Here is a 25,344-nt window from a genome sequence, read left to right on the forward strand (position 1 = left end):
CTCTAAAAAGTTTATGAATTAGATTACAATTGCTTTTTATAAAATATACCCGCTTTTGGGAAATTTATTAATCTTTTTCATTAGCAAACTTTTTGAGATTGCTGAGAATCTGATCCCATCCGGTTTGATAGTTTTCTCTAGCAAATTCGGGGCCTGCATCATGAAGGTTTTCGATACCTTCATGATGTAAAGAAACAGTTGTTAATCCTTCATTTTCCTGGAGTAACCAACTAACTGTTGTTACACCCTGACTAAAGGTGGGATGAGTCCAGGTATGAACTAATTTTTTATTAGGAATAATTTCAAGTATTGTACACTCATGTAAAAATTTATTTTTACCACCAGGCTCATAAAAATGAAATGTTAACCCCTTCTCTAATGCAAAATCAGGAATGTCAAAATACCATTGCTTGAATTGATTCTTATCGGTCAGTATCGCCCAGATAATTGATGCTTTTTTTTGTATTACTATTGAAGACGTAATCATGATACCTTGGTGAAATATTTAAAAAAGTTGAAAGAAGCTCATTTTAAGTTTTCTAAAATGTTAAGGTAAAAACGTATAATTTCGCCAATTTATTTTTAGAATAATCTAAAATTAGTGATTACGTCCATTGTTTGTATGCTTTTTTCGCCTTAATTATCATCAGGGTAACGAAACCCAAAACAGCAAATACTGCATAACCAATACCTATCTCAGTCTGTGTTTCTGGATTCACGAGACTCACGACAATATAACTTAATGCAGAAGTGACGAGGTAAGTTATACCACCTGCTAAGCCACCTGCAATTCCTGCAGATGAAGGAAATCGACCTAAGCAGTAACCGAAATAATTATTAAATATAAATCCTGCGGTAACGTGGATCAAGAAGGCGAATAGTGATAATGTAAAGAGATTTGTGATATACGGAGATATTATAATCATTAAAATAATGAAAGCAATTTGTAAATAATTAGCATATCTTAATTTTGGTAGTAGCGCTTTCTTGATTAGTGCACGACCGATAAACCCACCGGACATCCATGCAAGCCCCATTAATAAGGAAGTGTATCCGGTCGTAATGGAGCTATAACCTAAATTGTGTTCAATGAAAAATGGTCCACTTAGATTGTAGAACATAACTAAACCATAGCTTATTCCACACATGAGCACTCCAAATGTAAAGTCTTTCGTTTGAAGCATGGTCTTAAATTCAGTGACTAAATATTCAAATTGAAGTGGATTTTTCTGACGGATTGTTTCACCGGAAAAAATGAGTTCTAATATGAAGAGCACAATGCTGTAAGCTGCTAATAACATAAAATTAGAGCGCCATCCAAATTGTGCCTGTAAATATCCGCCAATGAAAGGAGCAATAATTGGCGCTAATGACCAAACGATAGTGATGGCACTCAGGTATCGTTTTCGTTCTTCACCTTCGTACACATCAACGAAATAGGCGCGTTTTGATACTACAACAAAAGCGGATAGTATTCCCTGCAGTATGCGCATCATATAAATGACAATAATATTATCAGTTGTGGCTGTAATAAAAAAGCTGATTGTAAATAGAAAAAGAGAAATTAAGGTAATCCGATATCTTCCCCATGCATCAACAAGGGCACCGGCAAAGAATTGTGAAATACCATAACTAATTAAAAACAGGGATAAGGTGAGTTGAATCTTACTTTCTGCCAGTCCTAGCTCTGTTGCCATCTGTGGCATGGATGGTAGGTAAATGTCTGTTGCTAAGCCCGAAATTGGAACCAATGCGAATGCAATTAGTGTCGGAGCAAATGATTTTCGTGAATTTAAAGTATTTTCTTGCATGTGTATTGTTTATTGAAAACAAATGAGATAAACGTAAATAGGATTTCTTTAGCTAGCGAATGTTCTTGAGGATATCTGAAATGTCGCAAAAGTTACATATGACATATGTAACCTATTTTTTGAATGTACTCATGTGGCAAAGGTATAAAATTCAATAAAGATGGATACTTGTTTTTTAATGTTTACAGAACGTGGATGGTATATGATTTTACATTTTACATAATTATTTGATTATTTAATTTCCGAAAATAAATTTTATTTTTTTATTATAGTATTTGTAATGAGTTGGTTATGTTTTGTTTTTTATTTACTGTCTTGCTGATGTTACAGGATTTTTTTTATAATCTCATAACGGTTTAATGTTATTTTTACGGCTATGTTTTACATTTAAATGATGTTATTGAAATTGATGGAATGAAATCGTTTTCGTATTTTAATAGGTTTTTTATTGTAGGTCGCACAATTTATTAATTATATTGGTCTGCAATTATAAATCAATCTTGCAGTTCTGAAATTGATTATGCCATTTATTTAATATTGGAAGATCGAAAATGTAGTCCCTGCAAAGGTTTTAATAAACATGCAGCAGTTTTTAATTTTTATAAATCCTAATTGATTAATTTAAAAAAAGAAATTACTATTATGAGTATCGTGTCGTGTATAAAAAGAATGTTGTTACTGTTATCGGGAATAAGTTTTGGTTCCTTATTATATGCTCAAAAACAACCTCCTAATATTATTTTTATATTGACGGATGATATGGGGTATTCGGATTTGGGATCTTATGGAAGTCCGAATATTCAAACACCTTTTTTGGATTCAATAGCGAGTAAAGGTGTACGGGCTACAAATTATGTCGTTTCCACTCCTTCATGTACGCCATCCCGTGCGTCGTTATTGACTGGACGTTATGCTTCTCGTTATAACTTGCCTCAACCGATCGGTCCTGGTTCGGAATTAGGTCTACCTGATGCTGAGGTAACGATCGCTGAAATGTTAAAGCAGAGGGGCTATCAAACAGCTTTAGTAGGAAAATGGCATCTTGGTGATAAAGCCGAATCGCTACCCAATGCACAAGGATTTGATTTCTTTTATGGTATGCTCTATAGCCATGATTATCGTGCACCTTATGTGAAAACGGATACTGTTATTAAACTTTTTAGAAATCGCACTCCTGAAGTATTTGCTCCTGATGATTCGGATCTAAGTCAGCATTATCACCGTGAAGCACTTCATTTTATCAATAAGCAAAAAAAAGACAAACCTTTCTTTTTGTATTATGCACATAATTTCCCTCATCTTCCATTGGCATTTTCAAACAAGAAAAATCCTTATGCCAGTGCACAAAATGCAGGTCCTCTTGGTGCGGTCTTGTATGAGCTGGATCAGTATATTGCCCAATTATGGCACGCATTAGAGGCTAAGGGTCTGGATAAAAATACCATCTTGATGTTTTCTAGTGATAATGGACCTTGGATTGAGTATCCTGCTCGTATGTCAGATGACGGCGAGACGAAAAATTGGCATGTTGGAACTGCTGGCGTATTTAAAGGTTCGAAAGCGCTGACTTATGAAGGCGGTGCCCGAGTTCCTTTTATTGTTTTCGGGAAGGGAATTATCCCGGAAGGAAAAGTTATTCGCTCTTCTATCAGTAATTTAGATATTTTACCAACTATTGCTTCTTGGACGGGATCTTCTTTACCAGACAGAAAACTAGATGGACAATCAATTCATAATTTACTGGAAGGTAAAGAGACTGATTTAAACTATGTCCATAGACCAATTTTTTTGGTTAATTATGGTAAACCAGAAGCTGTGAAAGTTGGTGATTGGAAATATCGTATTATTAAACAACGAACAAATTTAATCTCAGGCAAAACGGAGGAGACGGTAGAGGAATTGTTTAATATTGCCTGGGATCCGAGTGAAAGAACGAATTTGATTCATGAATATCCTGAAAAACTGACGGAACTTAAAAGGGTATTTAATTCTTTCGATGAAAAGGAATAGTTTTTCGGCAACTCAAGATAACCTCCGATCAAATGATTAAGTTACATTTGATTGGAGATTTTAAATTCATAAGATGTAAAATTAGGCTATATCTTCAAAGTTGAAAGGGAAGTCTTCCCCCATGATGTTCCGGTATTCGCTAGCAAAGTTTTGAAAACGTATGCGAGCTTCTTGGTGCAGTTTTAAAGCAATCATTGCTTTAATTTCCATAAATAAGGCATTTTCATTGAGAGGGTCAAATAGAAAAATAACTTCAGCCAATGCTATGCTATCGTTATAGGCATGTTTCTCCATACTTTGATAGATTTCAGTGATTAAAAGAGGTGTTATATTTTTCTCTAGATCAGCCTTAGTTGAATCAAACATAGAGTGATTGGTACCTTGTAAGAACTTTCCCCGCCGTAGTAAATGAATTAATTCATCTCTGTTTTCAGTGTTGTTAATAGATGAAGTGAGTTTCATACATCTCGTATAGTCGCAATAGAAATCGGCATGTTGTTCAATTTTAAAACGCCCTTTCTCATAGCGTAATTCTATCCCATCCAATTCACTTAATGCTTTTCTTAAATGGTTGATTGTAACGCCTCTTGAATTTTTCACTTTATCTTCAGATTTGTCTGGCCATACCAGATGACTTAATAATGCGGATGAAATCCCGGATTCACCTGCGTGGGTTAAAATCAAACAAAAAACTTGTTTCAGTCGTGTACTAAATAAATGGGATATATCTTTTTGATTGCGATCTAATACCGTAAATTCTCCAAATAAATAGATTGCATTGGCTTGTAAGTTATTTTTCCAGACAGCGGGTTCGTTATTACTTGGTTTTAACTTACCGATGGGTGCTAATTTTTTAGTCTTGATCAACAAATGTTCTTTATTGCTATCAGCTACACCTGCAGGTACTGGTAAGATCATATGTCGCCCTGTTTTTTTATTAGAGATTCTTTTGAGCATGATGTAAGCTCCTATTGCAACAGTTCCTCCGAATAATACAAAAATCAGATATTTAATTTTATTATTTTTTTTGGGATAATTGCTTAATTCTGTTTCTGAGATAGGAGGGGAGTTTAGGGAATAGATTTTTAATGTTGACTTAACATCATCATTTGACTCTTGTACTAAAGCGAGTAGACGTCCAAGTTGATGGTCATAATAAAGCTGTGCCCGTGTTGAAATCTTGTCCGAATATATGGCTACAGAATCACCTAATATTTCATAGCTTCCATCTTGGATTGAAAACCGATAAAGCTTGATTGCTGATCGGGTGAGATGCTCGGGATAACATAAGGCATAAAAGTGTGACTGATCTAGGAATACAATACCGCGTGCAGGTACCACATGCTTATCTTTCCATTGAATATCCCACATTTTTGTCACCTTTTTAGTATCTAAGTTAATTTTGTGTAGATCATAATAGTATTTTCTTCCAACAATGTGCTCTCCAGACTCATTTCCCATTCCTCCAAAAATATATGCTGTACGGTTGTTTTCCATATAGCCCGCAGATAGAAAATATCGTGGGAAGAGCTTATCTCCGGTAAAATCTTCAAGTTTTTGCCATTTGGTAGAATCAACGGCATATTGATAGAATTTGTCACTATAGGACATGTTTCCATATCCTCCGAAGATGTAGTATTGCTTTGCTTGTTGATCAAAAAAGAATCCATGGTGATGCAGTTCCTTTTGGACACGATCATAGCTTTCAATAGTCCATGTAAAACTATCTAGATTAAGACTGGCGACGGTGGGGCCCTCATAGGGATAATTATGATACAATTCATAAACATAAAGCTTATTTGCTTTTACATCGAGAAAATTGGTTGCTTGGATCAGATCGACAGGGCATTTTTTTTGAAAAGCAACTTTCCGAGTGTCATTCGTTTTGATATTATGAATAAATATAGAATCGCGATTGAAATAATAAATTTCTTTTCTGCTTTCATTATAATTAGAGCCTGCTTGAATCGACGAATTGAAGGTCTGTACTAATTGCCATCTGTAAGAATCATTGATCAACCATTCGGGATTGCTTACTAAACCATAGTTATTTCCTTCAAAATCATGAACGATATTACCTTCATTTTCCCTCAAGGGGAACACATATTTGGTGTTTTTATTTCCAATGGATAGGTTTTTAATTCCCATATTTGGGACATCGATCAGGTAATCACTTTTTCCGAAAGTAATGATTGGAAAATAGGGGTTAGGGAGCTTAATTTTTTTGGATGCGAAAACTTTGTTTTTTATTTGAAGTTTAAAAATTCCTTGTGTCAGATTAAAGGTTAATTTAACCGGAAACCAGCTGTTGTTGTCTAATAACCGACGATCTATCTTGGCTATGATCAAACTACTTTTTCCTTCTTCATTTAGTCTGAAGATGCACTGATCTTTTTCTTCGTCATAAAACAGGTTATAGATGGTATTATTTTCCTTGTTTTGAACTCTAAGGATATTCCCCAGTGAGTTGGTGCCATAGATTGCAAGTTGAAAGTCAATATCAAATAGTCCTTCAAATGAAATTGTGTTTTCTCCAAAAACTTCATAAGAAGTACGTTTATCGATTGCGTGATGACCTCCGTTAAATTTAAGTCCTTGTGAAAAGGATAGCGTCGGCAGGAATAAGTAAATAGCAAAATATATATAATAGAATTTCATAAAGGGCAATCAAAAACTTAAATCCAGAAGTATGGACGCATCATTCCCTTTAAAGGGCGAGCGTATAAACCTTCGTAGATGATTTAATGGTTAGTAACTAATTTTTCAACATCTTAATACCTTAAAAGTATACAAAAAATTAATCAAATGAAATAAAGACGTTGTTACATGTTTTCTGATTTTTAACACGCTATAGCATTAAAATAAAACCGGGTTATTGTTTTATTTTTGCCTATTAACCCCTTTTTAACCCTAAAATTAATCGACTCCACTTATCTTGTTCCAGAATTTAATGCCCTAATCATGGGCAAAATTCTGACTAATGATAAACCAGATTCTTCTTATGAAATTTTTAAGAAAGCTACAAAGCATTTTTATTCATGCTATGCCACTATTACTGTTTGTACAGTTTTGTTTTTTAATGCCTACCTATGCCACGATGCGAAATGGCGAGGATGGTAATAATGTTTCAGATCTTCAAACGCAAAATTTAGTGCGTTCCATTCAGCTTGTTGATAAATCCATCGCTACCTATTTTTCAGGTGATGAGATGACCATGGCTAGATTTTACAACCCGGATACGAAAGAACTATCTTCTGAAAGGGGGAGTGTTTGGATGTATACAGCTTCGATAGAAGCTGTTAATGCAATTTTAACAAGTCTTAAACTTCAAAAGGAAAATGACAATGTATTATTGTTTAATCGACATTACAAGCGTTATGTCGATTTATTGAAAAAACTATTTGATAATGCTGATTATTATCTAGGTACTTTTAAGTTGACGTCATTTACACAAGAAAAAGAGTGGGCAGTCTATGCGGTAGACCGTGTTCGAGAAAAGGGGAAAGCGAATGTTACTGGGATACTGAATGTTTACGATGACCAAATGTGGCTTGTCCGTGAATTATTAGACGCCTATCACCTAACGAATGATCAAGTCTTTTTAGAAAAGGCTGAGTATTTGACGGCCTATGTTCTTGACGGTTGGGATAGTACACTAGATGACAAAAATAAAGAGCATGGTGGTATTCCCTGGGGCCCAGGTTATGTGACCAAGCATGCTTGTAGCAACGGTCCAATGGTTAGCTCCTTGGTATGGCTGCACGAAATCTATAAGCATAAATCTGATCAGATCGAGCATCGCTATGTCGATCCAAAAGACAAAAAAACACGTCGTTCTAAAATGTTAAATAAAGGTGATTATTATCTAAGTTTTGCAAAAAAAGTCTACGATTGGCAAAAACGTTACCTTTTAAATAACCAAGGTGTTTATACAGATATGATGGGAGATTGCTTTCCGGATTGTACTATCGCATATGAGAATGTAAATGGAACGAGATACCGTGCAAATACACTCTTGAAAACTGCCGTAGGTCCTTTATTTTCCTATAATAGCGGAACGATGATTTCTGGAGCTGCAGATCTGTATCGTGTAACAAAATCAAAAAAATATAGGGAAGATGCACAGTCATTATCTCATGCTAGTTTCGAGTATTTTGCAAAACTGGGAAAACAGATTCCGGCATATTATACGTACGAATCCTCCGGATTCAACAATTGGTTTAACGGTATCCTACTCCGGGGATTTTTTAATATTTATCCTAATTATAGAAAAGCAGGAAGTTACATGGAGTCTTTTCAAAAGAATCTTGATTATGGATATGAACACTTCTTGAAGGATGGTTTTTTACCAACAGATTTATTAAAGGGATGGGACATCGATCAAAATAAAAATAATCTGGAAGGTATGTTCATGTTTACATATGCTGCGCAATATGCTATTTTATCGCAATACGAATTAGACAAATCGAAATAAAGCTAAATAGCAGGTTGTGCTTTTAGTCAAAAATTAAAGATTTTTTTTAAAGACCTCATGTATTTAGCATGAGGTCTTTTAGTTATTTTAGGAGTGTAGTTTTTGTTGTTCCAAAAATTCAGAAGGGCTTACTCCAAATTGTTTTTGAAAGTTACGTGAAAAATGCGTGGCAGAGCTATAACCTAGTAAATTGGATATTTCATAGATTTTGAATTTTCGTTGTGCTAGTAATTCTGCGGCTTTTCGCAGCCGGGTCAGGTTAATCAATTCATTAGGAGATAGGCTTGAAACAACATTAATTTTTCGATAAAGTGTTGGTCGGCTCATGCATAAAATATCGGCCATACGGTCAACATTGAATTTCGGATCATCTAAATGATTCTGAATAATTTCATCCACTTTTTGAAGAAATTCTTGATCGCTTTGATTTTGGCCGATGCTCTCTATCTGCGATAAAGGGTTACTAACAAAAAAAGCTTTTACTTTTAATCTGTTTTTTAGAAGACTGGCAATTTGTGCTCTTAAAAATGCCGGTGAAAATGGTTTTTCAATATAAGCATCTGCACCGAACTCTAAGCCTTGAATTTTAGATTCAATACTATTTTTTGCAGTTAATAAAATAACTGGTATATGGGAGGATGCCATATTTTCTTTAATATGCTGACACAATTCGTAACCATCCATTTCAGGCATCATGACATCGCTAATAATTAAATCAAAATTATCCGATTCCATCAATTTCAATGCTTCTAGACCATTGTTGCAGGTTTGAACATGATATTCCTCACAGAGATCATCTGCAATAAATTCAAGTAATTCTTGATGATCGTCGATTAAGAGGATATTGGCTTTTGAATTTTTCATGATGATAGTGAGCTTTGATTTAAAGGAAGTATGAGTTTAAATACGTTGAAGGAGGATTCGTCTACTTCATATATTAATGTGCCTTGATGTTTTAAGGTCAATGATCTAGTTAGGGCTAAACCTAATCCACTACCTGAAATACTTTTGCTTCTTTTTAAGCGATTGAAAGGTTCAAAAATATTTTGCTGTTCCGCTGGCGGAATTAGTGCCCCGTCGTTCTTTATGATCAATACACATGTTTTTGTATTTTCATCGGTTTTTAATGTTATTTCTATTTGATGATCTGCATATTTTAAAGCATTATTAAGCAGATTATAACAGATTTTTTCGAAAGCGTCTAGATCTATTAAAGCGATAATATTCTGACTGATATCTAATGTTAAAACACGATTTTGAGCAATTAAGGTTACGGAAAAATTATTGATAATTTCTTGTAAAATATGGCTTATATTATGCGGTGCAAAGTTTAATTTAAACCCTTCGGCCTCTAACTTTCTGAAATCCAGTAATTGATTGCTTAGTTCAATAAGTTTATTGGTATTGTTTTCCATCGTTAGCAGTAATTTATCTACTGCTGGACTGCGTTCGACTCTATACATCAATTTTTCCAAAGGAGCCTTTATTAATGTTAACGGAGTTCGGATTTCATGAGCAACATCAGTATAAAAATTGATTTTTGAACGGTATAAATCTTGATCTCTTAAGTTTTGGATTGTTAAGATATGTTGACGATTCCGCTGTTTTATTGCTTCGTTAAAATGATGAATTATAAATGCGATAAGTCCGATAATAATAAATCCATAGATAAGATATGCAGGAAGACTTGCCCATATTGGCGGTAATACTTCTATTTTCAAGGTCTTGATTTGTGGAATCGCAGTGCCATTTGGATCTTCAGCTTTAATTATGAATGTGTAATTTCCTGGCGCCAGTTTTGTAAAGTATGCGCGGGGGATACCATTGATAGGGTTCCATTTTTCATCTATCCCTAACATTTTATAACTATAGCGTACAGAATGAGGAGCTTGATAATGTAATGCTGCAAAATCTAAGCTAAATGAGGATTCATCGTGCTTAAGTTTAATACTTTCGGTAAAGAGAATTGATTTTTTGAGAATGGTTGTTGATTCATCAGTTTGACTTACTTCTCGATTATTGACAGTTAAATCTGTAATAAAAATAGGTGTTTTTGCATTGTATTTGATTTGATTTAATTGTTCGGGCTTAAATCGGATCAAACCATTGATAGTCCCAAAGTAGAAATTATTATTGTTATCATCAAAGGAAGAGTTGTAATTGAACTGTAATGTTGGTAAACCCGATTCCATATTAAATGTCCGTATTTTGTAGTTGACGGGGTTATACCTAACAAGACCTTTGGAAGTAGCCACCCAGATATTATTTTCTTTGTCTTCTAAAAAAGAGAGAATAACGTTGCTGGGCATCCCGTCTTTTATACTTATAAAGCTAAAACTGTTATTTTCAAATTCTTTTTTTACCATTCCTCCCTCAGTTGCAATCCACAATCTTTTTTTTGAATCTTCAAATAAACTGTTAATTCGATTATTGGGTAGCGCATGTTGATCATGTGTCTGCTGCTTATAATGTTTAAAATAATTGGTCTCTGGATTGTAACAAATTAAACCATCACGCCACGTACCTATCCATAAATTACCTCGGAAGTCCTCTAATATACAGGTGTAAAAGATATAAGCCGGTACATTTTTTATTAAGAAAAATTGTTTGGTATCCAAATTAAAACGGTACAAGCCTCGTGTAGAAGCGGCTAAAATATCACCCTTTTTTGTTTGATAGAGGTGGAATATGAAATTACTTTCAAGTTCTGAATTATGATAACTATTTCTATCCAAATGTTGTGTCACCTGTAAACGTTTTAAATCGAATATATCGAGTCCATTTACAAAAGCACCGACTAGTAATTTGTCTTTAATGGCTAGTAATCCATGAATATTATTATTAGCTAATGAGCTATTTTGACTCGTAAAACTTTGGATCTTATTGGTTGAGAGGTTCCATTTTGATATTCCGCCGTTCTCGGTACCCATCCAAATATTTCCTTCTTTGTCTTTTTTTATGGCCCTTACAACCGATCCTTGTAGGTTTGTTGGTTGGTCGCCCGGTAAAATTTTTTCAATGATGCTGTTATGTGCATGATAGTAATTTAGTCCACCAAAATAAGTACCTAACCAGATGCCCTGATCTTTGTCTTGTAATATGTTGTAAATTGCATCGTCGGAAATACCCCATTTATTATGATTCTCCTTACGTAAATGGAGAAAACTTTTAGTGGCGATTTGATAAACAAACAAGCCAGATTCTGTTGCAAACCAATATTCATGATCATTCGGTTGAAGAATATCCCTTACATATAAAAATTGTTTCAACTGTTTTTGACCAAGAATGGAAGTAAGTGTTCCAGTGCTCTTTTCGTAAGAGAATACACCCGCTTTGGAAGTCCCAATTAGGAGTTGTCCCTGCTTTGTTTCTACTATTTTTTCAATGCTATACCAATCTTTTTTTTCAAATGATTTTGTGAAATCAAGAAATGGAGTAATCTGATACTTTTCGTTAACGAGGTAAATAATACCATCTGGAGTTCCAAAATAGAGTTTTCCGGATTTTGTACTGCATAGTGATGTGATGTACAGATTTGATTTTGTAAGTTGTCTTGTTACTTTATTTTTTAAGTTGTGCAGGTAAAGCATTCCATTGGATATAAACCATAGGTTGTGCTTTCCATCTGTTGTAATGACAGGAACTTCTGTGCTTCTAAATTTTTCATTTAAAATTTCAAATTTTTCATGAATGGGATCATAAGAGTAGATACCTTGATCTGTACCGATCCACATTTTTTTTTGATAGTCTTCTTTTAAAGATATAATAGAATTACTTCCTAAACTTCGATGATCTTCTTTACTTGTAAAGTGTTTGAAAGAATTTCCATCAAAGCGATTCAATCCATCTTTGGTACCAAACCATAGAAATCCGTAGCTATCTTGCATACTACAGATAACTGCGTTGTTAGAAAGTCCTTCATTTATTTGATAATGGTTAAAATAATAAGGTTGTGCATGGATATGAGCAGAAAATAAAAGATAAGCAAAATAAAGAAGCAACAATTTAATTTTTATCATGTCTAATTGGTAATTGATACAAAAGAGCAGTATTATGAAACAATTCTGCTAATCAATATTTTCTAAATTTAGGATTTTAGTACTTGTAAGGTTGAAGATAAAAAATTAAAAAGTAAATCGTAACTTTTAAGTTCAATTATTTCATTTATCTGTCAACTAAATCGCTTAAGTTGATCAATATGATCAAAATTATGAACCTTTATAAGGGACCTAAAATAAATTAAAAATGAAAAGAAAAATGGAGTGTATGGGTATTGTTAGTATCCTTCTCGTTGGATTAGGATGTCAGCAAAAGACTGTCACAGAAGATAAGGATCAATCTGGAATGATTTCCTATATGGATAGCGCTGCATTTGCTGCTAAAATAAATGATCATGATGTCCAGTTATTTGAATTGAAAAATAAACGGGGTGTGCATGCATACTTTACAAATTTTGGCGCACGCATAGTTGGTTTGTGGGTTCCGGATAAACAAGGTAATTTAAGGGATGTGGTTTTGGGATTTACAAAAGCTACCGATTACAACAACCCGGCAGAGCCCTATTTTGGAACGATTGTCGGTCCTTTTGGAAACCGTATAGCAAAGGGAATGTTTCAACTTGATGGACAAACCTACCAACTACCTATTAATAATGGTGTCAATACCCTACACGGTGGGTTTAATGGTGTTCATTTTGCCAATTGGACCTTGAAAATGAAGAGCGATTCATCGATTACATTTGCATATACCTTGCCAGATGGGGCTGAAGGTTTCCCAGGAAATATTGCGATGGAAGTTACCTATGGTTTAAATGACCAAAATGAACTAACAATTGGATATGAGGCGCAATCGGATAAAAAAACGGTTATAAATTTAACAAATCACGCTTATTTTAATTTAAACGGAGAAGGTAGTGGTTCAATATTGAATCACCAGCTTCAGTTATTTGCCGATGAATTCACGCCTGTTGATAGTACACTGATTCCAACTGGAAAACTTGAAAAAGTAGACGGATCAGCTTTTGATTTCAGGACTGCGAAGGCAATTGGTAAAGATATTGATGCTAATGATCGTCAACTGTCTTATGGTAAGGGATATGATCATAATTTTGTCTTAAATAAACAAAGAGAAGGTGATTGGTATAAAGCTGCTCATATTGTGGGTGATCAATCCGGAATTGTCCTGGATATCTTGACGCAGGAACCAGGGATTCAATTTTATAGTGGTAATTTTATGAGTGAAAAGGTCCAATTGAAAAATGGTAAAAAAGACTCTTTTAGAACTGCATTTTGTTTAGAACCACAACATTATCCAGATTCCCCTAATCAACCGAATTTTCCAACAACCGTATTAGTTCCTGGTCAGATCTATAAAACTAAATCACTATATCGATTCTCAGTTCTGTAATTGTTATTTTCATATTATCCAATATAATCAAGCCCATTTCTTATTTAGGAAATGGGCTTTTTTTTAAAAATAATTTGGAATCCTTTGCTAGGCTTAATTAAATGATACAAATGCGCACATTTTTGAGAAAATTAGCAAGTTAAAGTAGCTTGTTAAATCATAAATTTGAGTAACCAGTAATTAAGCACAACGACCTCATAATCATTCAATAATTATTTCGAGAAATTATGGTTTAATCTTAGGAAATATGATCGTTTTGAAAGGATTAAAAGAGAATGGTGCTGATCACAGCATTTTTGGTTCGTGTGTAAAATATTGAGATTACAAAATAAGAATTGAATTGATTTTGATGGGAGCCTAAGTTCATGGTTTGTAGTCTTCCCATCTTTAAATATAGTGATATAGATATTAATGATTATACGTTTTTTTATTATGAAGAGAACTTTATTGTTTGCAGGTTTATTAATGACCATACAGATGAACTTTGCTCAAGATTGGAAGCCCGCAGGTTCGCGTATTTTAACTTCTTGGGGGGAACAAGTAAATGTTGAAAAGCCACATCCAGAATATCCGAGACCACAGCTCGTCCGATCGAACAATTGGCAAAATTTGAATGGACTTTGGAAATATGCCATTACACCTGTCGATGCTCAGGCTATTCCAACCCAATGGGAAGGTAATATTTTGGTACCATTTGCTGTTGAATCATCTTTGTCTGGCGTAGGGAAAGAAGTGGGAAAAGATAAAGCGTTGTGGTACAGTAATAGCATTACTTTAGATAAAGCAGTTCAAAAAAATAAGATTTTACTTCATTTCGGTGCCGTAGATTGGCAATGTGATGTATTTATCAATAACCAACTGGTCGGTAGACACGAAGGGGGATTCGATCCCTTTACGATGGATATCTCAAAATTTCTTAAAAAGGGATCGAAGCAGGATATTGCTATTCGGGTATGGGATCCTACCGATGATGGGCCACAGCCACGCGGTAAACAAGTGAACCATCCTAATGGAATCTGGTATACACCTGTGACAGGTATATGGCAAACAGTTTGGCTAGAGAGCGTTTCTCAAAGTCATATTGTAAGTACTAAGCAAACTCCACAATTGGATGAGGGAAGCTTAACCTTTGAAGCTTTGGTATCCGGAGGTCAGCCTGGTGATCAGATCAAGGTGAAAGCTGTGGATGGCAGTCGTATTCTGCAGGAGCAATTAGGTGAGCCAAATGTGGCTTTTAAGATTGCTGTTCCAAATGCAGAGGAGTGGTCTCCTTCTAATCCTAAATTGTACGATCTGGAAATTCAATTGTTACGTAAGGGTAAAGTAATTGATCAGGCTAAAAGTTATTTTGCGATGCGTAAGATATCGATGCAGCAAGATAAAGATGGTATTCAACGATTAATGCTTAATAATAAGTTTACATTTCAGTATGGTCCATTGGATCAAGGCTGGTGGCCCGATGGTCTGCATACAGCTCCTTCAGATGAAGCGTTGAAATTTGATGTGATCAAAACTAAGGAAATGGGTTTCAACATGATCAGGAAACATATTAAGGTTGAACCTGCACGTTGGTACCGTCATTGCGATAGTATCGGTATGTTAGTTTGGCAAGATATGCCAAGCGGTGATCTTGGTGGAAATAATTGGGATATGCAACCCGGAAAAATTTCAGGAGGTGATCGTGACAAGACGCGTTCGGCAATATCAGAACAGTATTATCGTAAAGAATGGAAGGCGATAATGGAAGTTTTGCATAATTTCCCAAGCATCGTCATCTGGGTGCCTTTCAATGAGGCTTGGGGACAGTTTAAAACTAAGGAAATTACAGAATGGACAATTGCAAATGATCCATCTCGTTTAGTGAACAGTGCCAGTGGAGGGAATTTCATGGAAACTGGACATATCCTTGACATTCATAATTATCCAGATGCTGCTATGCCTGATCCTTCTTTATTTGGTGCAAATCAGGTTTTAGCATTAGGTGAATTTGGAGGTTTAGGCTTACCGGTCGAGGGGCATTCTTGGCAACAAAAAGACAACTGGGGTTATCAAAGTTTTAAAAATAAAACGGAGTTATTGGATCGTTATAAAAGACTTATTCATGATCTAAACCGTTTGATTCCAATGGGGTTATCAGCTGCAGTTTATACGCAAACCACAGATGTGGAAGTTGAAACAAATGGACTAATGACCTACGATCGAAAAGTAATAAAAATGCCTGAAAGTGAACTGAAGGCAATTCACAAACCTTTATTTGAGTTTTTAATTAAACGTTAGTGCGTATTAGGTTACTCTACTTTTATGTAAGTGGAGTAACCTGATTCATGAAGATAATAAATTGAAAATTTATTTAAGTAATCCCTCAATATATTCATAATGAAATTAAAATATGTCGCTATAGCTGTTCTGTTGTGTCAATCGCTTTTTTCGTCGGCGCAGCATACTCCGGTCAAAAATAATTTGCGCGCACCTGCTTTTCCGCTAGTCACCATTGACCCCAATACCAGTGCGTGGTCGTATAGTGATGAACTTTATGGTGATGTTGTGCGGCATTGGACCGGAAAAACTTTTCCGTTGCTTGGCGTCATAAAAGTAGATGGTAAAGCCTATCGTTTTTTAGGTAAAGAGGAAATAGAATTAGAACCTATCGCACGAATGGGAGAAGATGATCACTGGAAAGCGCCATACACAGAGAAGGAACCTTCTGCCGGATGGAATACCTTGGCATTTGATGACGCGAACTGGCAAACAGGGATTGCGCCATTTGGTACAAAAGATAAAGAATCTCATGCGAAAACAGATTGGCAAGAGCCTAAGATATGGGTTAGAAGGATTATCAACTTAGAAAAAGATTTAGCGGGACAGTCTGTTTATATTGAATTTACCCATGATGATGATGCAATTTTATATGTTAATGGAATTGAAGTCGTTAATACCGGAAATAGAACCGGTAAAAATAATCGCGTCAAACTCTCAGATGAAGTTGTTAAAACCCTTCGGAAAGGGAAAAATATCATTGGAGGTTACTGCCACAACAGAGTTGCAAATGGCTTTTTTGATTTTGGCTTATTTTTAGAAAGAGAGGGGAGCAATCATTTTGATCAGGAAGCAAAGCAAGAAAGCGTTGATGTGCAAGCAACACAAACTCATTATGTTTTTGACTGTGGTCCGGTAAAAGTGAAAGTAAGTTTTACTGCTCCTATGTTTTTGGATAATTTGGATTTACTGACACGACCTGTCAATTATTTATCTTATCAAGTTGAATCAAAAGATGGTAAAAAACATCAAATCGAATTCTATCTTGAAGCATCTCCAAACTGGGCATTAAATTCGCCATTACAAGAATCTGAAAGTAGTGAATTTAAAAATGGATCCTTACAATACGTAAAAACAGGAAGCAAGAATCAACAGATACTGGGTAATAAAGGTGATGACTTGCGTATTGATTGGGGATATTTTTATATGGCTGGAGATCAAAAAAATACCAAAGCAATGATTGGTGATAGCCATGATTTAAGGAATCAATTCTTAAAATCAAATCACGTTTTTCAAAGCTCTGTTTCAGGGAAGCAACTGGCCCTGCGTCAGTCATTCTCCGTAACGTCCAAATATAGTGATAAGATACTTTTAGGTTACGACGATTTATATGCGATTCAGTATTTTAACGAAAACTTACGTCCTTATTGGAATAGAGATGGTCAAAGTACCATTGAAAAGCAATTTGATTTAGCAAATAAAGAATATAGCAAATTAATAAAAGCCTCAGATCAATTTGATGCCCAATTGATGCAAAGCGCGATCAAGGCTGGTGGTAAAGAATATGCAGCATTATGCGCACTTGCGTACCGTCAAGCGATAGCTGCACATAAATTGGTAAAAGCACCAAATGGTGATTTACTTTTGTTATCGAAGGAAAATGATAGCAATGGATCTATTGGTACCGTCGATATTACTTATCCCTCAGCACCATTATTTCTATACTATAATCCTGAACTGGCAAAAGGTCTTATGAATTTTATTTTCTATTACAGTGAAAGTAATAAGTGGACAAAACCTTTTGCGGCACATGACGTGGGTACCTATCCGATAGCAAATGGACAAACCTATGGCGGAGATATGCCAGTAGAAGAGTCTGGCAATATGTTAATATTAACTTATGCTATTGCTAAAGCAGAAGGCAATGCTGCTTATGCAAAGAAACATTGGAAAGTCTTATCTACCTGGGTAGATTATTTGGTAGAGAAAGGACTTGATCCAGAAAATCAGTTATGTACAGATGACTTTGCAGGGCATTTTGCTCATAATGCCAACTTATCGATTAAAGCGATTTTAGGAATTGCTTCTTATGGTTATTTAGCGGAGATGATGGGTGATCAGCAAACCGCTGATAAGTATCTTAATCAAGCAAAATCAATGGCTAAGAAATGGAAGACAATGGCACAAGACGGCGATCATTATAAATTTACCTTTGATCAATCGGGTACGTGGAGTCAAAAATATAACATGGTCTGGGATAAAATATTAAAAATGAAAATTTTTGATGAAGATATTCGTACAACTGAGATCAAATACTATCTCACAAAGCAGAACATTTATGGTCTTCCATTGGATAACCGTCAACAGTATACAAAAACTGATTGGATTTCTTGGACTGCAACAATGGCCGATGACAAAGAAACCTTTGAAAAATTCATTAGCCCAGTATATCGTTTTATGAATGAGACAGTAGATCGTGTACCCATGTCAGATTGGATCTATACAGATAAACCTAAACGCTCAGGTTTTAAAGCTAGATCTGTAGTAGGTGGTTATTTTATCAAAATGCTGGCAGAAAAAATGGAAAAAGTAAAGTAGATTTAGATAGGTTGGTTTGTAGGGCCTTGTGTATACCTGTATGCAACAAGGCCCTTTTTTTAATGCAGGCTCAACCTACGGACATATTATTCATTTATCATGTATCAATTAAATGTAACCGGTCGTTTTTTAGTACTTACATGTACTGTTTATTTTTCGATTTCGTGTAGTAGTTTAGGATTGCGGAAGAGCAATCTGACCGGTAACAGTGATGCTACTACTGGATCTAACACGTATTTGAATCCAGTATTTGAGCCCATACTTGCGGATCCAACAGTACTTAAAGATCCGAAGTCAGCCTATTTCTATGCGTATGGTACTGCTGATAATTGGGGAGATGAACACGGAGAACGTCTCGTATCTATATTACAATCTGAAGACCTTGTTCATTGGAAATGGATAGGGACAGCCTTTCAACAGAAGCCATCATGGAAAATGGCTGGAGGAATCTGGGCTCCTGATGTTATCAAGCTAAAGAACAAATATTTGCTGTACTATGCATTTTCCACTTGGGGAGATTCCAATCCAGGAATAGGTGTTGCGGTTGCAGATCAACCTATTGGTCCATTTTTAGATCAAGGTAAATTATTCGATAGTCAAGAAATTCAAGTTCCCAATTCTATAGATCCCCATTTCTTTTCCGATAAAGGCATTAATTATCTGTTCTGGGGAAGTTTTAGTGATGCTGATACGCAAGGTACCTATGGAATACCGTTGACAGATAATGGATTAGCTATTTCCAGTTTACAGAAAAAGTTTAAAGTGGCCGCAGGAGATTTTGAAGCTGTTATGATTCATAAACGTAGAGGATATTATTATTTATTTGGTTCAAAGGGTTCTTGCTGTGAAGGAGCCAAGAGTACTTATCATATTATGGTGGGGCGTGCAAAAGTATTGCAAGGCCCATATTTTGATAAAGAGGGGCGAGATTTGAAAATGAGGGGTGCTGGCACGCTGTTGCTAGCGGGTAATGACAACTTTGTAGGTACAGGGCATAATTCTCGCATCATGACAGATGAGAATGGCATTGATTGGATGCTGTATCATGGAATAAACCCTAAGCAAAGCCGTGTATCTTCAGGAGGTAACAGACGCGTTCTGCTCTTAGATCAAATTAAATGGGTCGCCGACTGGCCTATAGTGGAAAATAATACCAGTAGCCATTTAGCTAAGGAAGCACCATTTTTTAGAGCAGTACAATAGTCGACAGGACGATCCAAATTTTTAATCTATAGAGTTCGTAATACTAGAACTTAACAATCACGAGCTGTTAAGCTCCTTTCATATCTAGTTTTTTGTCTCGTTATATTCACTTGAAGATCAGTTGAGTTAATTTTAAAATTAATAATTACACTTTTTGGTAAAATTTGATAAATTCGATTTTACTGAAGTAATGAGTTGTTTTGACCAGGTGATGGATGCAGATTAAGACGAACTCGCAATTGATAAATCTACCCATTTTGTTTCGTACATACTCACAATTTCAACTGCTCTTTTGAGACCGTTAAAGAGCGGTTTTGTGTTTATCTGATGTATATATTATCATGTAGGAGAAGCTATTCTTTACTGTCTTTTATAGAATTCTTTTTTGTGTAAAAATCGATAAACTTACTTCCTTTGGATGGTCTTTATTCATTTATTCTTTTTTTTAACCAAGTTTTTATCCTCGGAAATCTTGTTTGAAAATATATTCAACATGTCGTTTTGTTTATTTATGATACTAATTAGCAGACTGTTGAGATGAATTGGTAGTGTCATGTTTTTTGTATTGATTAATTTTGATTAATCAATTATAGCATTAAACCTTCTAATATAATTAGAGACTTTATTTGAAACCACATGTATTCTGAGGTTAGGGAAATAGCGATTTTTATAAAATTATAGCTACTATTTTTTTGACCATTATCATATAGTTCTATACTGGTATAACAGTTATAAATGTCTTCACCTGGTTTTTTAAAAGATCTAAATTACAAGAAGTAAATTAAAAATGTAGCAGTTTATATATCGTTAAAAAGTGGAGACCGTATTGAGGTCCTTTTTTTAATTTAAAAAGCTAATACCATTTAGCTGTGGTGATATTATTCACTTATTATTTGTATTGATGATAATAATTTAAATACTGAGAATAAATTTTAACCAAATTATATTTTATGATAACTAAACAGTTTATTAACAACAATAGGTGTCTCCTAAGCAATATGCTATGGACATTTCTTGTACTTATTTTTGGATTGGGGGGCTGTAAGGATGATATTAAAAATGTCACTGAGGCGTTGCCTTTTGATCCAGCTAAACCTGTGGTTGTATCTGATTTTAGTCCAAAAGCGGGAGGTATGGGGCAGCGCCTTGTTATCTATGGACAAAATTTTGGAAATGATCCCACAAAGATAAATGTGCTTATTGGAGGAAAGCAAGCAAAAGTCATTAGTGCCGTCGGAGAATCACTATACTGCTTGGTCCCAAGGCAAGCGTTTAATGGGGACATTGAAGTGCGGGTCGGAGATCCAAATAAACAAACTATTGGTAAATCTGCAAAACCTTTTGACTACCAGCGCAAAATGGTTGTATCTACCATTATAGGATACCGAAACTCGCGGGGGGATGAACCATGGAGGGACGGAAAATTTAAGGATGCCGACCAAAGTAAAATGGCAAGTGGATTCTGGGAGCCTTCTTTTATGAAATTTGATCCTGTGAATCCGAAGCATCTCTGGATGACATTCGATAATAACAATGGACTTTACTTGATCAATTTTGCAGATAGTACCGTAACAAAAAAACGTTCTGATTTTGATCGTCCCCGTAGTATTGATTTCACGGTTGATCATAAATATATGATTATCGCAGAAGACCGCGGCGGAGAAAATGATCGAGCAACTTATCGATTATCGCGTGATAGACAGTGGCAGGATAGGGAGGTGCTGACCACCTATAGGCAGTGTAATGGTGCCTCTGTTCATCCTATTAATGGGGAGATGTATTTTAATAGTTATGAGAAAGGACAATTTTTTCGTTTCGATCTGAATAAATATTTTAATGAAGGTCTTGATGTTAAAGGCTACGAACAATTATTTGTCGTGCATGATCCGCAATGGGAATATAAGATTTTGATTCATCCTACGGGAAACTACGCATACATTGTTGTCATTAACCAGCACTATATCCTTCGTGTAGATTATAATTGGGAAAAGAAACAGTTTAATCAACCGTATTTGGTTTGTGGCCAACTTAGAGGAGCTGGTTATGAGGATGCGGTAGGTTCTTCTGCAAGACTGCGAAATCCTTATCAGGGAGTCTTTGTTAAAAATCCGAAATACGTCGCTGATGGTAAGACAGATGAATACGATTTTTATTTCACAGATCAGCAGAATCATGCTATCCGTATCTTGAAACCCGATGGAAGTGTGACGACTTTTGCAGGAAGAGGCAGTTCCAGTATCAATGCTAATCCATATGGCTATGTAGATGGAGACCTGAGACAGGAAGCACGTTTTGACAGACCTTCTGGTATCGCTTACAGTGAAACAGAAGGTGCATTTTATATAGGAGATCAATCAAATCGCCGTATCCGTAAAATCGCACTTGAAGAAATGGATCAAAGTATTAACGAATAATCAGTGGTTTTAATGATGAAAAAATTCTTAATAATATGCATGTTGCTGTTCGGCTTCACCTGTAGTCTTTTGGCTCAAGAGATCGTCGAAGTAACTGGTGTCGTCACGGACGCCCAAAAACAACCTTTAGTAGGGGTTAGTATTTTTGTAACCGATTCACCAGGATTAGGTACAGTTACCGATAATAATGGTCGGTATAAAATCAAAGTAGAACGCTATAAAAGATTAACATTTTCTTATATCGGATATATTAAACAAGACCTGCTGATTAAAGATGTCTTTGTTATAAATGTGGCATTGGAAAAATCAGAAACAAGTGTTCTGGATGAAGTTGTAATCACAGGAACTGGTGCCCAAAAGCAATTGACTTCTACAGGAGCTGTAAGCACTGTAAATGTCAATGACTTGAAATCCAATCCAACTTCGAGCTTATCCAATGCATTAGCAGGAAATGTACCGGGTGTGATGGCGATGATGCAATCTGGACAACCGGGTAAAAATATTTCTGAATTCTGGATTCGCGGTATTTCAACTTTTGGTGGTGGCACAGGTGCACTGGTTTTGGTTGATAATATTGAACGTAATATCAACGATATCAATATTGAAGACATTGAATCCTTCTCCGTGCTCAAAGATGCTGCAGTTACTGCAATATATGGTTCTAGAGGTGCAAATGGAGTTATTCTCATTACGACTAAACGAGGTAAGGAGGGTAAAATTAATATCAATTTTAAAGATGAAACAATTTATAATACCCGAACGATTACTCCTCAATTTGAAGATGGAGTCACTTACGCTAATCTCTTAAACGAATCGCGGATCACGCGTAATCAGGCACCCATTTATCAACCTGAAGAATTAGAAATTTTGAGATTAGGACTGGATCCAGATTTATATCCAAATGTAGATTGGCAAGATCTCTTACTCAAAGATGGTGCGATGACCTATAGAGCCAATCTGAATATGAGTGGCGGTGGCCCCACAGCGCGCTATTTTGCTTCAGGGAGTTATGTTGAAGAAGGTGGGATGTATAAGATCGATGAAACATTGCGTAATGATTATAATACCAATGCAAATTACAAACGTTGGAATTATCGTTTGAATACTGATTTTAATATCACAAAAACTACGGTAGCTAAAATTGGTGTTGCAGGATCGTTAGATAAACGAAACAGCCCAGGAATGGGGGATGATGATTTCTGGGGGGTACTCTTCGGGTATTCGCCCATCCGTACACCTGTTATGTATTCGAATGGTTACGTACCTGCGATCGGTACAGGGAATCAGACTAATCCCTGGGTAGTTGCTACGCAGACGGGCTTTAATGAGAATTGGACCAATAGTATCCAGACAAATGTATCTATAGAACAAAATTTCGATTTCATTACTAAAGGACTTCGAGCTAGGGGGATCGTCGGTTTTGATACCAACAATAAAAGTAATATATCCCGTCGTAAATGGCCTGAGCAATGGCGTGCTGAGCGTGCGCGTGATGAAAATGGAAATCTGATTTTTACGCATGTATCCAATCCCAGTGAAATGTTTCAAATGAGTGGAGCTGAGGGAGAAAGACGTGAATTTCTGGATTTAATGTTTAATTATGATCGAAGCTTTGGCGATCATAATATAGGTGGGGTAATCCGTTTTACGCGTGACGCCTTAGTAAAAACCGTAAACATTGGTGATGATATTAAGAATGGTATATCGAGAAGAAATCAAGCACTCGCAGGACGGGTAACCTATAATTGGAAAAATAGATACATTACCGATTTTAATTTTGGTTACACCGGTTCCGAAAATTTCGCTATTGGACAGCAGTATGGTTTTTTTCCAGCAGTTTCTGCAGCCTGGAATGTATCAGAGGAATCCTTTATCAAGGAAAACTTGGATTGGGTCAATATGTTTAAGATCCGGTATTCATGGGGTCGTGTAGGTAATGATCAATTAAAAGTAGGTAATAATCAGGAAAGGTTTCCTTATTTATATACGATCGAAGAAATCTGGCGAAGGAATAGTGATGGAAGTTTTGCTTTAGATGGTGCAGGTAACAGGATACCAGATGGGGGTTACCAATGGGCCGATTATGGTTTCAATAGGTACTATCAAGGAATGAAATATGCGCAAGTAGCGTCTCCATATGTGACCTGGGAGATGGCAACGAAACAAAATCTAGGATTCGATATTTCACTTTTTAAAGATAAGATTGTTGCTAATCTTGATTTCTTCAATGAAGAGCGTACAGGCATATATATGGAACGCAGATTTTTACCTGCGATCGCTGGACTTGAAAGTACGCCTCGTGCCAATGTGGGCGCGGTGCAGTCACGCGGTTTCGATGGTCGATTTGAGTATAAGCAAACGTTAGGGGCTTTCAATATCACTGCAAGAAGTAATATTACCTATAGTAAGAATATTATTTTAGAAAAAGATGAAGAGAATAATGTGTACGGTTATCAGAATGAACGCGGTTTCCGTGTTGATCAGGCTAAAGGATTAGTTGCTTTAGGTCTCTTTAAAGATTATGATGACATCCGCAACAGTCCGAATCAAACCTTCGGAAATTATCAACCTGGAGACTTGAAATATAAAGATATTAATGGTGATGGAGTGATTGATGATGGTGACCGTGTACCTATTGGTGCTACTAGAAGACCAAATTTGATTTATGGTATCGGTGCTTCGATCAGTTGGAAAGCGATTGATCTCAATGTGCATTTTCAAGGAGCGGGAAAATCTACTTTCTCCACCTATGGAAAAACTGTGCACGCATTTAGTGAGGGCGAATGGGGGCAAGTTATGAAAGGCGTAATGGGCGATAACCGTTGGATTTCTGCGGATATTTCAGGAGATCCAGCGACTGAAAACCCAAATGCTTCCTATCCACGTTTAAGTTATGGCTATAACCCTAACAATTTTAGAGAATCGACCTACTGGCTTAAAAATGGTCAATATCTTCGTCTTAAAACGCTGGATATCGGTTACTCTATTCCTAAGTCATTAGCCAATCGAATCAAGACTAATAACATTCGAATTTTTCTTGTTGGAAGTAACTTGTTGACCTGGTCAAAATTTAAGCTTTGGGATCCTGAACTCGCGAGCCCTAGGGGTGAAGACTATCCGCTTCCGAAATCATTTACGTTAGGCATTAATGTTAATCTATAAATTGAATAAA

At 35.8% G+C, this 25,344-nt stretch carries 13 protein-coding genes; 8 read left to right on the forward strand and 5 right to left on the reverse strand.

Annotation, left to right across the window (positions count from 1 at the left end; genetic code table 11):
• Nucleotides 1–67: 67 nt before the first annotated feature.
• Together ACFS6I_RS14240 and ACFS6I_RS14245 are read right to left on the reverse strand one after the other, a co-directional pair.
• Nucleotides 68–487 (reverse strand): SRPBCC family protein, encoded by a 420-nt coding sequence (locus ACFS6I_RS14240; RefSeq protein WP_380921612.1) that lies wholly within the window; start codon nt 485–487, stop codon nt 68–70.
• Nucleotides 488–605: 118 nt separating this feature from the next.
• The gene (locus ACFS6I_RS14245; RefSeq protein ID WP_380921614.1) at nt 606–1,811 is read right to left on the reverse strand and encodes an MFS transporter; all 1,206 of its coding nucleotides are present in this window, start codon (nt 1,809–1,811) and stop codon (nt 606–608) included.
• A 669-nt stretch (nt 1,812–2,480) separates the two neighbouring features.
• On the opposite strand from ACFS6I_RS14245, the gene ACFS6I_RS14250 reads away from it, so the two are divergent.
• A complete protein-coding gene (locus ACFS6I_RS14250) occupies nt 2,481–3,821 on the forward strand; it encodes a sulfatase-like hydrolase/transferase (protein ID WP_380921616.1) in 1,341 nt (446 codons plus the stop codon).
• Nucleotides 3,822–3,902: 81 nt separating this feature from the next.
• On the opposite strand, the gene ACFS6I_RS14255 is transcribed toward ACFS6I_RS14250, so the two are convergent.
• Nucleotides 3,903–6,479 (reverse strand): Kelch repeat-containing protein, encoded by a 2,577-nt coding sequence (locus ACFS6I_RS14255; protein WP_380921618.1) that lies wholly within the window; start codon nt 6,477–6,479, stop codon nt 3,903–3,905.
• A gap of 343 nt (nt 6,480–6,822) precedes the next feature.
• On the opposite strand from ACFS6I_RS14255, the gene ACFS6I_RS14260 reads away from it, so the two are divergent.
• A complete protein-coding gene (locus ACFS6I_RS14260) occupies nt 6,823–8,295 on the forward strand; it encodes a glycoside hydrolase family 76 protein (protein ID WP_380921620.1) in 1,473 nt (490 codons plus the stop codon).
• A gap of 87 nt (nt 8,296–8,382) precedes the next feature.
• On the opposite strand, the gene ACFS6I_RS14265 is transcribed toward ACFS6I_RS14260, so the two are convergent.
• On the reverse strand, nt 8,383–9,159 hold the full coding sequence (locus tag ACFS6I_RS14265; RefSeq protein ID WP_380921622.1) for a response regulator transcription factor: 777 nt from the start codon (nt 9,157–9,159) through the stop codon (nt 8,383–8,385).
• Nucleotides 9,156–12,314, reverse strand: a complete 3,159-nt coding sequence (locus ACFS6I_RS14270; protein ID WP_380921624.1) for a ligand-binding sensor domain-containing protein — start codon at nt 12,312–12,314, stop codon at nt 9,156–9,158. Before ACFS6I_RS14270 ends, ACFS6I_RS14265 begins: the two co-directional genes overlap by 4 nt.
• A 226-nt stretch (nt 12,315–12,540) precedes the next feature.
• On the opposite strand from ACFS6I_RS14270, the gene ACFS6I_RS14275 reads away from it, so the two are divergent.
• From ACFS6I_RS14275 to ACFS6I_RS14300, 6 genes are all read left to right on the forward strand, one after another.
• Nucleotides 12,541–13,701 (forward strand): aldose epimerase family protein, encoded by a 1,161-nt coding sequence (locus ACFS6I_RS14275; RefSeq protein WP_380921626.1) that lies wholly within the window; start codon nt 12,541–12,543, stop codon nt 13,699–13,701.
• Nucleotides 13,702–14,133: 432 nt separating this feature from the next.
• A complete protein-coding gene (locus tag ACFS6I_RS14280) occupies nt 14,134–15,978 on the forward strand; it encodes a glycoside hydrolase family 2 protein (RefSeq protein WP_380921628.1) in 1,845 nt (614 codons plus the stop codon).
• 99 nt (nt 15,979–16,077) lie between these two features.
• Complete coding sequence (locus ACFS6I_RS14285) at nt 16,078–18,555, forward strand: glutaminase family protein (protein ID WP_380921630.1); 2,478 nt, start codon at nt 16,078–16,080, stop codon at nt 18,553–18,555.
• 99 nt (nt 18,556–18,654) lie between these two features.
• Entirely contained in the window at nt 18,655–19,758 is a 1,104-nt protein-coding gene (locus ACFS6I_RS14290) for a family 43 glycosylhydrolase (RefSeq protein WP_380921632.1), read from the forward strand.
• A 950-nt stretch (nt 19,759–20,708) separates the two neighbouring features.
• Nucleotides 20,709–22,172 carry an IPT/TIG domain-containing protein gene (locus tag ACFS6I_RS14295; RefSeq protein ID WP_380921634.1) on the forward strand — a complete coding sequence of 488 codons (1,464 nt, stop codon included), beginning with the start codon at nt 20,709–20,711 and terminating at the stop codon, nt 22,170–22,172.
• A 12-nt stretch (nt 22,173–22,184) separates the two neighbouring features.
• Nucleotides 22,185–25,334, forward strand: a complete 3,150-nt coding sequence (locus tag ACFS6I_RS14300) for a SusC/RagA family TonB-linked outer membrane protein (protein ID WP_380921636.1) — start codon at nt 22,185–22,187, stop codon at nt 25,332–25,334.
• The last annotated feature ends 10 nt before the right edge of the window (nt 25,335–25,344 follow it).

The sequence above is a fragment of the Sphingobacterium anhuiense genome (assembly GCF_042686355.1).
In the GTDB taxonomy this organism is placed as follows: Bacteria; Bacteroidota; Bacteroidia; order Sphingobacteriales; family Sphingobacteriaceae; genus Sphingobacterium; species Sphingobacterium anhuiense.